This window comes from Thermococcus sp. JdF3 (genome assembly GCF_012027495.1).
GTDB lineage: Archaea > Methanobacteriota_B > Thermococci > Thermococcales > Thermococcaceae > Thermococcus.
Window position 1 is genome coordinate 1 of sequence record NZ_SNUK01000009.1, and the last position, 11933, is coordinate 11933.

At 57.3% G+C, this 11933-nt stretch carries 11 protein-coding genes and 1 pseudogene; 8 read left to right on the plus strand and 4 right to left on the minus strand.

Features of this window, described 5'->3' with window-relative positions:
• Positions 1–481 (plus strand): annotated as a pseudogene (locus tag E3E42_RS11540) (TIGR00303 family protein); the annotation flags it as partial.
• Between the two features lie 194 nt (positions 482–675).
• On the opposite strand, the gene hmgA reads toward E3E42_RS11540, so the two are convergent.
• Positions 676–1905 carry a hydroxymethylglutaryl-CoA reductase (NADPH) gene (hmgA, locus tag E3E42_RS11545; protein WP_167904844.1) on the minus strand — a complete coding sequence of 410 codons (1230 nt, stop codon included), beginning with the start codon at positions 1903–1905 and terminating at the stop codon, positions 676–678.
• Positions 1906–1926: 21 nt separating this feature from the next.
• Entirely contained in the window at positions 1927–2670 is a 744-nt protein-coding gene (locus E3E42_RS11550) for a MinD/ParA family protein (RefSeq protein ID WP_167904846.1), read from the minus strand.
• A gap of 201 nt (positions 2671–2871) precedes the next feature.
• On the opposite strand from E3E42_RS11550, the gene tdh reads away from it, so the two are divergent.
• The 6 genes from tdh to truA all read left to right on the plus strand — a co-directional run bounded on the left by tdh (position 2872) and on the right by truA (position 8810).
• Positions 2872–3924 carry an L-threonine 3-dehydrogenase gene (tdh, locus tag E3E42_RS11555; RefSeq protein ID WP_167904862.1) on the plus strand — a complete coding sequence of 351 codons (1053 nt, stop codon included), beginning with the start codon at positions 2872–2874 and terminating at the stop codon, positions 3922–3924.
• A gap of 71 nt (positions 3925–3995) precedes the next feature.
• On the plus strand, positions 3996–5501 hold the full coding sequence (locus E3E42_RS11560) for a phenylalanine--tRNA ligase subunit alpha (RefSeq protein ID WP_167904848.1): 1506 nt from the start codon (positions 3996–3998) through the stop codon (positions 5499–5501).
• A gap of 28 nt (positions 5502–5529) precedes the next feature.
• Positions 5530–5742 (plus strand): hypothetical protein, encoded by a 213-nt coding sequence (locus E3E42_RS11565; RefSeq protein ID WP_167904850.1) that lies wholly within the window; start codon positions 5530–5532, stop codon positions 5740–5742.
• Positions 5706–6041 (plus strand): PIN domain-containing protein, encoded by a 336-nt coding sequence (locus tag E3E42_RS11570; protein ID WP_167904852.1) that lies wholly within the window; start codon positions 5706–5708, stop codon positions 6039–6041. The genes E3E42_RS11565 and E3E42_RS11570 overlap by 37 nt, the downstream gene beginning before the upstream one ends.
• Positions 6042–6045: 4 nt before the next feature.
• Entirely contained in the window at positions 6046–7752 is a 1707-nt protein-coding gene (pheT, locus tag E3E42_RS11575; RefSeq protein ID WP_167904854.1) for a phenylalanine--tRNA ligase subunit beta, read from the plus strand.
• Between the two features lie 254 nt (positions 7753–8006).
• Positions 8007–8810, plus strand: coding sequence for a tRNA pseudouridine(38-40) synthase TruA (truA, locus tag E3E42_RS11580; RefSeq protein WP_167904856.1), 804 nt, complete (start codon positions 8007–8009; stop codon positions 8808–8810).
• Here truA and E3E42_RS11585 read toward each other — a convergent pair.
• The gene (locus tag E3E42_RS11585) at positions 8757–10157 is read right to left on the minus strand and encodes a DEAD/DEAH box helicase (RefSeq protein ID WP_167904864.1); all 1401 of its coding nucleotides are present in this window, start codon (positions 10155–10157) and stop codon (positions 8757–8759) included. The two genes, truA and E3E42_RS11585, sit on opposite strands and share 54 nt — an antisense overlap.
• Positions 10158–10224: 67 nt before the next feature.
• Between E3E42_RS11585 and E3E42_RS11590 the strand changes: the two genes are divergently transcribed.
• On the plus strand, positions 10225–11490 hold the full coding sequence (locus tag E3E42_RS11590; protein ID WP_167904858.1) for a UbiD family decarboxylase: 1266 nt from the start codon (positions 10225–10227) through the stop codon (positions 11488–11490).
• Positions 11491–11493: 3 nt separating this feature from the next.
• Here E3E42_RS11590 and E3E42_RS11595 read toward each other — a convergent pair.
• The coding region (locus E3E42_RS11595) for a DUF4162 domain-containing protein (protein WP_167904860.1) at positions 11494–11933 on the minus strand (440 nt) is incomplete at its 5' end.

The window sequence follows — 11933 nt, forward strand, 5'->3', positions numbered from 1 at the left end:
GGCCGGAATCGGGAAAGGTCAACTGAAGGACAACCCGCTTGAGGCCCTGAGGCAGTTCGGCGACCCCATGATGGCAACGGTGGTGGGTATTTCCCTCGGCTTCAGGAAGAGCGTCGTCTTAGCTGGAGGAACGCAGATGTTGGCTGTTTCAGCCCTGTTAAAGGCCCTCGGCGAGGATTTAAACAGGTTCATGATAGCGACCACCAAGTGGGTGGTCAATGACAGAAGCGCGACCTTCCTCGAAACGGCGAGGGAAATCGGGATAATAACTTATTCCGCCGACCTCGACTTCTCCAAGAGCGAGTTCGAGGGCCTCAGGGACTACGAGAATGGCTACGTCAAGGAGGGCGTCGGCGCGGGGGGAGCGACGTGGCTGGCCGTTAAGGCGGGTTTCTCAACGGAAGAGGTGAGCGAAAAGGTCGAGGAGCTTTACAGGAAGCTCATGAAGATGAAACCGTCTTTTGAGGAGGGTAGCCGGTGATTCGTCTGTCGGAGTGATTGCCGGTAGGGGTAACGGGCCCGAGACCGGGCCTGCGGGCTGAGCTGAACCGGCGACGGGAGTAGGTGATGGGCCCGCAAACCTCCCCGTCAATGGAGAGGGGTTAACTCGTTGGAACCCTCGCCCTTCAGGGCAGGGAGGAGGTCAGAAGGCCAAAAGGACTGAAAGAAGGGAAGCTAACGCCCCAGCTCGGCGTGGGCCTTTGCCAGGTGCTTTGCAGCTATCGCAGCCAGGAGGGAGAGCTCCCCAGCGAGGACGGCGCCCGCTATTATCTCGGCGAACTTCCTGGCGTTTGTACCGGGCGGCTCTCCCCCGCCGGCAACGCCCATTATGCTCAGGGCTTCCCTCTGGGTGGGAACGCGCGTTCCTCCACCGACCGTTCCAATCTCAAGGCTCGGCATGGTAACGCTGATGTACAGGTCTCCCTCAGGGGTAACCTCCGCGAGGGTTATCCCGTGAGAGCCCTCGGTAATCTGGGCCTCATCCTGGCCGGTGGCAAGGAAAATAGCACCGACTATGTTGGCAAAGTGAGCGTTGAAGCCGTAGGAACCGGCCTGGGCCGAACCGACGAGGTTCTTCCTGTAGTTGACCTCGGCTATGAGCTCCGGGGTGGTTTTCAGCTTCTTCTCAACTATTTCGCGCGGGATTATAGCTTCGGCTATGACGGTCTTCCCGCGGCCGTTGATGAAGTTCATGGCGTTGGGCTTCTTGTCCACGCAGAGGTTGCCCGAGAGGGCGAGGTACTTCACGTCCGGGAACTCCTCCTCGATGACCTTCATTATCTCCTCGCTTGAGATGGTGACCATGTTCATGCCCATGGCATCGCCGGTCTCGAACTCGAAGCGCAGGTAGAGATTGTTGCCGACGATGTGGGGCTTAACGTCCCTCAGCTTCCCGTGTCTGGTGACCTTGCTCACGGCCTTCTCCTGGAGGTACTCGATGTTGGCCTTGACCCACCCGGCAACTTCCCTGGCGCGCCTTGCATCGGGGCACTTGAGGAGGGGCGCGCGGGTCATCTTGTCGTCGATTATGGTGGTCTTAACGCCTCCAGCGGCGGTGAGGGCCGAACAGCCGCGGTTGACGCTCGCGACGAGAGCCCCCTCAGTGGTGGCGAGAGGGATGTAGAATTCGCCCTTCGCGTACTCGCCGTTGATCTTGAGCGGCCCGGCGACGCCCATCGGTATCTGGACGACACCTATCATGTTCTCGATGTTCTTTCCTATGACCCTCTCTGGGTCTATCGAGTAGTATCCGATATTTTCAAGGCTCACACCGAACTTCTTCTCCAGAGCGCGGCGCCTTATCTCCGTAGCGAGCCTCTTGTCGCCGTTCGTGTACCTCTCAACCTGATGGAGCTTTATCTCCCCTGTTATTACCTTCTCAACGAGTTCATCAAAATCTACCATCTGGCTCCCTCCAGCCCCTATTCATCCGAACAGCCATTCCTCAAGCACCTTGCCGGTCTCCATAAACGCAAGTGCCGCATCGCTTTTGGGGGCGTACCTCAGAACGGGAATACCCGCGTTTATCGACTCCGGAACCACATTATCAAAGGGAATCCATCCAAGAACGGGCACGTTGAGGTCGTCTTCAATTACCTCAATAATCTTGTCCACAACATCTTCCGACTCCCTGACCTTGTTCAGCACCACCCCAATGTTGAGGTTGTATCTCTCACCGAGGGCCTTCAGCTTCTCAATTTCGTTCTTGACCATTACTTCAAAGGAATATATCGGAGAGCGCTCTATCTCAACGACGATAATCTGATAATTGGCCAGCTCAAAGGTGGGAAGCGTATCGAAAGGTATGCCCGTGGGGGAATCAACAAAAACAACCCCGAACTTGTACTTAACCCTGTCAAGTATCTCGACCAGCCGCCGGGGGGAGATGCCCAGAACGTCCTGAAGGCGGGTACTTCCGGGCATGACATGAACGCCCGTTTCGGGGTGCCTGTACACGGCCCATTCCGGGTCAATATCCGGGTTCTTCATGAGGGAATGAACTGTGTACTTGACGGTGTCCAGGGCGAAGTGAAACCCGAGGTTCGGGAGGTACAGGTCGCCATCGACCGCAAGAACGCGGTATTCACTCATGGCTAGGTAAGCGCTTAGGTTGGCCGTGGTTGTTGTCTTTCCTGCACCGCCCCTCCCCGTGACAACAATGAGCGCCATTGCCCAGTCCCCCGAAATACCACGAAAAGAATAGTTGGAGTCCGTTATAAGGTTTCCGCTTAGTAGAGGGCACTCCAGGGGCTCAGTGCACGGCTGTTAGAGAAATCCACCCATAAACGGGCAAACGATTCAGAACAACCGCAAAAGGTTTATATCGTCCCCCGTTCAGATATTCATGTAAATGCTAAGGAGATGATTGCCATGGCTGACAAGATGCCGGCTATCATGAAAACTAAGCCCGCTTACGGTGCCGAGCTCGTTGAGGTTGATGTTCCCAAGCCAGGACCGGGTGAAGTTCTCATCAAGGTTCTCGCCACCAGCATCTGTGGAACCGACCTCCACATCTACGAGTGGAACGAATGGGCGCAGAGCAGGATAAAGACCCCCCAGATCATGGGGCATGAGGTCGCCGGAGAGGTCATCGAGGTCGGACCCGGCGTTGACACCCTCGAGGTCGGAGATTACATAAGCGCTGAGACCCACATCGTCTGCGGCAAGTGCTACGCCTGCAGGCACAACCGCTACCACGTCTGCCAGAACACCAAGATATTCGGCGTGGATATGGACGGTGTTTTCGCCGAGTACGCGATAGTTCCCGCCCAGAACGCCTGGAAGAACCCGAAGGACATGCCTCCCGAGTACGCGGCGCTCCAGGAGCCGCTTGGCAATGCGGTTGATACTGTTCTGGCAGGCCCGATAGCCGGAATGAGCACTCTCATAACGGGTGCGGGACCACTTGGATTGCTCGGCATAGCGGTTGCCAAAGCGGCGGGTGCTTACCCGGTTATCGTGAGCGAGCCGAGCGAGTTCAGGCGCGAGCTGGCCAAGAAGGTCGGTGCCGACTACGTCATCAACCCCTTCGAGGAGGATCCCGTCAGGGCGGTCATGGACATAACCGACGGCGCCGGCGTTGAGGTCTTCCTGGAGTTCAGCGGCGCCCCCAAGGCTCTGGAGCAGGGCCTCGCCGCCACCACCCCGGGAGGAAGGGTCTCGCTTCTCGGCCTCTTCCCGAGGGACGTTACGGTGGACTTCAACAACCTGATCATCTTCAAGGCCCTCGAGATTCACGGCATCACCGGAAGGCACCTCTGGGAGACCTGGTACACGGTCTCAAGCCTCATCCAGAGCGGCAAGCTCAACCTCGACCCGGTCATCACCCACAAGTACAGGGGCTTCGAGAAGTTCGAGGAAGCCTTTGAGCTGATGAAGGCCGGCAAGACCGGTAAGGTCGTGTTCTTCCCGCACAAGGGTTGAATTATTCCCCCTTTTCTTTCACCGCAATTCTTAAGTAACTCCTCTCAAACTCACCCCAAGGAGGTGGCACTATGGAGCTAAGCTACCAGGAGAAACTCACGCTCATAAAGCTCAGCGAAGTTGGCAGGACTAAATTCGAAGAGCTCGTCAAAAGGACCGGTCTGGACCAGGTTGCGGTTATGCGAGCGGTTCTCGGCCTTCAGAGCAAGGGGCTGGCGAAGCTCCACGAGAAAAGTGAAAGGGTTGTCAAGCTCACCGAGACTGGAAGAAAGTACGCAGAGATAGGTCTCCCAGAGTGGAGGGCGCTGAGGGTTCTGAAGGAAAAGAAAAAGGCGACCCTGGATGACCTGGGGAACGTTCTCAGCGAGGATGAGCTGAAACCAATAGTTGGTCTCCTGAGGAAGGAGGGCTGGGCGAGCGTTAGGAAGGAGGACGGGAAGTTAGTCCTCGAAATCACCGAGAAGGGACTCAGCGCGGAAGAGAGGCCCATCGATGCCGCCCTCAAGCTCCTCACGGAGAAGAGAACCGTACCGCTGGACGAGATTGAGGGACTCATTCCCGTTAAAGAACTCAAGAGAAGGAAGATTGCGGAGGAGGACTCCGTTACCGAGAGGTTCGTCGAGATAGCCCCCGAGGGAGCGGAGCTCGTGAAAGGGGGCATCGAGCTGAGGGAAGAGGTCTCCAACCTGACCCCCGAGCTGATAAAGTCCGGAAAATGGCGCGAGGTCGAGTTCAAGCGCTTCAACATCTCGGCTCCGGTCCGGAGGATTTACCCGGGCAAGAAGCAGCCGTACAGGGCCTTCCTCGACAAGATACGGAAGAGACTTATCGAGATGGGCTTCATCGAGATGGTCTCCGACAGCCTCATCGAGACCCAGTTCTGGAACTTTGACGCGCTCTTCCAGCCCCAGAACCACCCCGCCAGGGACTGGACTGACACGTACCAGCTCAAGTATCCAAAGAGCGGCCACCTGCCCGTGGAGGAACTCGTTGCCAGAGTCAAGGCCGCCCACGAGCACGGCGGCGATACTGGTTCCCGCGGCTGGGGTTACGTCTGGTCTCCGGAGAGGGCCATGCTCCTCATGCCGAGGGCACACGGTACCGCCCTGAGCGGCAGACAGCTCGCAAGGGGCGTTGAGATACCCGGAAAATACTTCACGATTCAGCGCGTCTTCCGTCCGGACGTCCTCGACAGGACCCACCTCATAGAGTTCAACCAGGTTGATGGCTTCGTCGTCGGCGAGGATCTGCACTTCAGGAACCTTCTCGGGATACTCAAGCGCTTCGCGGTGGAGATAGCCGGGGCAAAGAAGGTCAAGTTCCTGCCCGACTACTATCCGTTCACCGAGCCGAGTGTCCAGATGAGCGCCTACCACCCCGAGCTCGGCTGGGTTGAGTTTGGCGGTGCTGGAATCTTCCGCGAGGAGATGACGAAGGCTCTCGGAGTTGATGTCCCTGTCATAGCCTGGGGAATAGGAATCGACAGACTTGCTATGTTCAAGCTCGGCATAGACGACATCCGCTACCTCTTCAGCTACGACCTGCGCTGGCTTAGGGAGGCAAGGCTCGTCTGGTGAGGTGGAAAAATACTCTAAGGTGATTGATATGCCAAAGGTCGTTATAGAGCTCCCCTCTGGGGTAAGGCGGGAGTTCGTGGAGCTTCAGGTTAGGAGGGCCATTGAGGCCGAGATGGCGAGGCTTGCCTTCGTGGAAGACGTTGCAAAGAAGCTCAACCTCGATGAGGAAGACCTCGAAGAAATCGAGGCACTGAGGGAAGAGGCATGGCGGGAATTCAAGAGAGAGCTGGGACTGGGATAATCGTTGATACGAACGTGATCATATCGGCGCTGCTACCCAGGAGCTCCCGGGGCGTCAGTAGCGCCGAGCTGACCCATTTCAGGGAGGAGCTGATATCACGCATTATCCTCCACCCTCTTAGTGAATACCGTCCGTTCCTGAAACGGGCCTACGAGATCTGCAGAGGGTTCGATGAAAAGGATACACCGTTTGTTGCACTCGCCCTGGCCCTTTCACTTCCAATTGTGACGAACGATGGTGGAATACTCGATAACAGGGGGCAATACGACGCCCTGCCAATTGAAGACCTGTTGAGGTGATAGTATGCCGAAGTTCGACGTGTCAAAGCGGGATTTGGAGAGACTCATCGGGAAGAGCTTCACCGTCGAGGAGTGGGAAGACCTATTCCTCTACGCTAAATGCGAGCTGGACGACGTCTGGGAGGAGGACGGTGAAATCTACTTCAAGGCCGACTCGAAGGACACCAACAGGCCCGACCTCTGGAGCGCCGAGGGAATAGCGAGGCAGATCCGCTGGGCGCTCGGCTTCCAGAAGGGGCTTCCCGAGTACGGGGTCGAAGACAGCGGCGTAACGGTTTACGTTGACGAGAAGCTGAAGGACGTCCGCCCCTACGGCCTCTACGCCATCGTTGAGGGTCTCAGCCTCGACGAGGAGGCGCTGAAGCAGATGATCAACCTCCAGGAAAAGGTCGCCCTAACGTTCGGAAGAAGGAGGCGGGAGGTCGCGATAGGCGTCTTCGACTTCGACAAGGTCAAACCGCCAATCTACTACCGCGCCGCCGAGAAGACGGAGCGGTTCGTGCCCCTCGGCTTCGAGGAGGAGATGACGCTCGAGGAGATACTTGAGAAGCACGAAAAGGGCAGGGAACACGGCCACCTGATTAAGGACAAACCTTACTACCCGCTCCTCGTGGACAGCGAAGGAAAAGTCCTCTCGATGCCCCCAATTATTAACTCCGAGGTAACCGGCAGGGTGACGACCGAAACCAGAAACGTCTTCATCGACGTGACCGGCTGGGACCTGAACAAGGTCATGCTGGCCCTCAACGTCGTCGTAACGGCTTTAGCCGAACGCGGAGGGAAGATACGGAGCGTTAAGGTCGTCTATCCTGACTTCGAGATTAGGACCCCCGACCTCACCCCGAAGGAGTTCGAGGTCGAGCTGGACTACATCAGGAGGCTCACCGGTCTCGAGCTGAGTGACGGGGAGATCAAAGATCTCCTTGAGAGGATGATGTATGATGTAAAGCTCGAGGAGGGTAAGACCAGGCTCCTCTACCCGGCCTTCCGCGACGACATAATGCACGCCCGCGACGTCCTGGAGGACGTGCTCATAGCCTACGGGTACAACGAAATGGAACCGGAGGAGCCGGAACTGGCCGTTCAGGGGAGGGGCGACAAGTTCATCGAGTTCGAAGACGCCGTCAGGGAGCTCATGGTCGGCTACGGCCTCCAGGAGGTCATGACCTTCAATCTGACGAACAGGGAATCCCAGTACGGAAAGATGCTGCTCGAACCCGGTGAGGACCTCTTCAGCCACCCGCCCGCGGAGCTCGTTGAGATAGAGAACCCCATAAGCCCCAAGTGGTCCGCCCTGAGGGTCTGGCTCATCCCGAGCCTCCTTGATTTCCTGAGCCAGAACACCCACGAGGAGTACCCGCAGAGAATCTTCGAGGTCGGGAAGGCCACCCTCATAGACGAGAGCAGGGAAACCAAAACTGTCAGTGAGAGCAAGGTCGCCGTTGCCCTCGCCCACCCGCGCGTTACCTTCACCGAGGCCAAGGAGATACTTGGGAGCGTGATGCACCACCTCGGCTTCACATACGAACTCGAGAGCATTGATCACCCGAGCTTCATCCCGGGAAGGGCGGGGAAGATAGTCGTCGAAGGAAAACCGATCGGCATCATCGGAGAGGTCCACCCGGCAGTCCTGGAAAACTGGGGAATAGAAATGCCCGTGGCGGCGTTTGAAATGTTCCTGAGGCCGCTCTATCGGGCGCCGTACCTCTAATCCTCCATTTTTATCCTCTTTTCCAGAAGGGCACACATTATCTCAAAGTTCGTCACGTTCTCAAGCACCTCAATCCCTATTATCGCATCCATCCTCCCACCTCCAGATACACTTGGGGGATGGGGTTTATCAATTTTTCTCGCTCCCGCTTGAACAGCATCCAAAATCAGGGTTTACATTTGTAAAATAATCCGTCGCAGTATCAACCGGCACCGTGGAAAAGACATTTATACCCGCCAGCCCATCCAACAACCATGAGGTTCGCACTTAGAATAGGGTACGATGGCACCGCATTCTATGGCTTTCAGAGGCAGCCCGACGTTAGAACCGTCGAAGGAGAGCTGATACGGGCTCTATCAAAGCTCGGAATAATAAGGGACGCCGAGAGCTCAAACTTTAAGGGGGCCTCAAGGACGGACAGAGGGGTTTCCGCCATCTTCAACGTCGTGACCTTTGACGTCGCCTCGAGGCCGGACCTCGTTCGCGCGGAGGTTCTCAACCACCACCTCAGGGATGTCTGGGTTCTCGGGGTTGCCGAGGTTCCGGACGACTTCCACCCCCGGTTCCAGGCGAGGTCAAAGATCTATCGCTACTACCTGATTGACGAGGGCTTCAATGAGCGTGACATGCGGGAGTGCGCGGCGCTCTTCGCTGGCCGGCATGACTTCTCGGCATTCTCCCGGCTTGAACCCGGCAGGGATCCGATCAGAGAGCTCCTCCGGGTTGATGTCATCAGGCGTCAGGGCTACTACCTCATCGAAATCGAGGGCAAAAGCTTCCTGTGGGAGATGGCAAGGAGGATAGTCAACGCCGTCCGCCTCTGCGGCCTCGGACTGATGGAAAGCCGCGAGGTTGAGGGGATGCTCGAGGGCAAGTACGGCAAAAAGGTCCCGCCCGCGCCCCCCGAGGGACTCATCCTCTGGCACATGGAGTACCCGGACGTGGAGTTCCAGGTGGATGAAAGGGGGCTCAAAAAAGCAAAACGCGACCTGTTCGAGCGCTACTCAAGAGCGCTTACGAGGGCGGCCCTTTTTGGCGACGCCCTCCTCGAGCTTTGAGCCCATCTCCCTGTCGTAGTATTTACCGTAGTACTGCTTGAGCGCCTTCTGCCGCTCGATGAAGTGGGTGAAAAGCAGGGGGTCGTCGTCCTGAACGTCAACTATAACGGCCTTCATCCCCTTCTTCGGCCTCAGGGCGCGCCCTATTGTCTGAATCGTCATGATGTCGCTCTTGCCGCCTCCCGCGAGTATTATCGCCGAAATCTCCGGTATGTCCACGCCCTCCTTGAGGAGTGTCGAGATAAGAACCGGAATCTCGCCGTTCTTGAACGCCTCAAGTATCTCCCAGCGGTTGGAGCTCTTTGAGCTCAGGAACTCCGCCTTCACGCCCATCTCGCCAAGCATCTTCCTGAGTATCCTGCCGTGCTCTATCCTCCTGACGTCGATGAGGACGCGGTGCCCCTTTCGGGCGAGCTCGGCGGCCTTCCCGGCCACGGCCCGGTTCCTCTCGTCGTTGTTCATTATCATATCCTCGTACAGCTCCTTGTAGCGCTCACTGAAGGAGGGCATGCTCGACTCGTAGGTGATTATCTCAAAGCGCGGCTTCGCAAGGAACTTTTCCTTTATGAGGTCTTCCGCACGAACCTCGAAGATGGTGGGCCCAACGACGGCCTCTATCTTAATCTCCTCACCGCGTATGCGCCTCCAGGGCGTTGCGGAGAGGCCAAAGCGGTATATCTGGGGCAGCGAAAGGCCGAGCTGGTAGAACTTCTCGGCGGCGGAGGTTCTGTGGCACTCGTCGAACATGAGGATCGCGTATTCGTTCCGGAGCTTGTCGGCACCCCTAGACAGGAGGGTCTGTATCATGGCTATGGTGACGTCTTTCTCGTCCCACTTGTTGTCCCCGACGATGCCAGGTTCGACCCCCAGGACCTCACGAACCTTGTCCGCCCACTGGTAGAGAAGCTCCTTGGTGTGGACCACTATAAGGGCCGAGAGGTCAAGCTCGTGTATTATCCTCAGCCCAACGACGGTCTTACCGCTTCCAACAGGAAGAGCCAGAACCCCCATTTTCTCCCGGAGGGCCTTTTTAACCGCCCTCCCTTGATACCTGCGCATGCTGTAATTTTCGTCCCACGTGGAGTTCAGCTTGGTCCCCTTAATCTGCCGCTCGTCCTTCACGCGGACGCGGTACCCCTTGCAGTTCAGGAACTTCTTGACCCTCGGAAGAACCCCAACGGGAAACGTCTTCTCGTAGGGGTCGTAGAGGCTCTCCGGCTTTTCCCATTTGCCAAAGTCCCTCTTGTAGCTCAGCAACTCGTAGATTTTGAAGTACACCTGCGGGTCCGCCTTCTCAATCCGAACCAGTGCGGAGCCATCGGGAATGCGGAGGGTTACCGTAGGCATGGCCAATCGTCGAAAGTTTGGAAAAAGGCTTTATAGGCCTTTTGGAACACCAAACTAAGGTGATAGAATGCTGAGGGAAATCATCGAACGGTTTGATGATGCCGTCGTTGTTAAGGAGCCGGTAAGCAAAGAGCTCGGGGTAACGCGTTATCTCCTGAAGTACCGCGACAGACCCGTCCTCTTCAAGGACGTGGACGGATGGGAAGTCGCGGGCAACATCTGGAGCACCAGGGAGAGGATCGCATCGTACCTTGGTATCGAGAGGGAGGAGATACTTCACACGATGACGAAGGCCATGGAAAATCCCGAACCCTACAGGATGGTTGATGATGCACCCTTCATGGCGAACTCAACCGGGGACTTCTCCCTAACCGAGCTTCCGATTCCAAAGTACTACCCCCAAGACGGCGGCCAGTACTTCACCTCCGCCATGGTCATAGCCAGGGACGAAAACGGCTTCGTCAACATGTCCTTCCACAGGATGATGGTCATCGACGAGAAAAGGGCCGCCATAAGGCTCGTCCCGAGGCACCTCTACGCCATGTGGAAGGAGAAGGCCGAAGCCGGGGAAGAGCTGGACGTCAGGATAGTCGTCGGAAACCCGATTCACGTCCTCCTCGCCGGAGCCACGAGCGTTGCGTACGGCGTAAGCGAGCTTGAGATAGCCTCGGCGATGAGCCAGAGGGCCTTCGGAAAGCCCCTCGAGGTCTTCAATCTCGGAGGAATCCCCGTTCCCGCCGAGACCGACTTCGTCTTCGAGGCGAAGATACTTCCCGAACTGACGGACGAAGGGCCCTTTGTGGACATAACCGGGACATACGACTACGTGAGGAAGCAGCCAGTGGTGGTCTTCGAGCGCATGCACCACGTCGATGAACCGGTTTTCCATGCCCTTCTCCCCGGCGGCTACGAGCACTACATGCTGATGGGCCTGCCGAAGGAGCCGCAGATTTACGCGAGCGTTAAGAGGGTCGTTCCAAAGGTTCACGGCGTAAGGCTGACCGAGGGAGGTGCGATGTGGCTCCACGCGGTGGTGAGCATAACTAAACAGCACGACGGTGACGGCAAGAACGCTATCCTGGCGGCATTCGCCGGGCACCCCAGCCTGAAGCACGTGGTAGTTGTCGACGGGGACGTGGACATATACGATGACAGGGACGTTGAGTGGGCGATAGCGACGCGCTTCCAGGCGGACAGGGACCTTGTGGTAATCCCCAACGCCCGTGGCAGCTCCCTGGACCCCTCGGCGGAGAAGAGCTTAACCGCAAAGTGGGGAATCGACGCAACGAAGCCGCTGGAGAGAAAAGAGGAGTTCGAGAGGGCTAGGCTTTAGCCCTCATTCCACCATTTCAAGGAATATCTCTTCAAGGCTCGGCTCCTTGACCTGCATCGTGAGTATCTTGGCGCCGCGTGAAGCAACGAAATCGTGAACCTGCTCCCTGATGTCGTCCGGTGCAACAACGCGGTACTTCCTCTCGCCCAGCGGCGTGACCTTCCAGTCGACTCCCGCAAAGTCTACCGGAACGTTGGTCTCCAGCACTATCGTGTAGCCGGCCTTCCTCAGGAACTCCCGTTTGATGTTCTCCAGGCTGTCCTCAACGCGGAGCTTGCCCTTCACTATGACGCCAACCGTGTCGCAAACCTCCTCAACGTGCGCGAGAATGTGGCTTGAGAAGAACACCGTCCTCCCGGCCTTTTTCTGCTCTCTAATAATCTCCTTGAACTCCGCTATCCCCGTCGGGTCGAGGCCGGTCATGGGTTCATCGAGGATAAGAA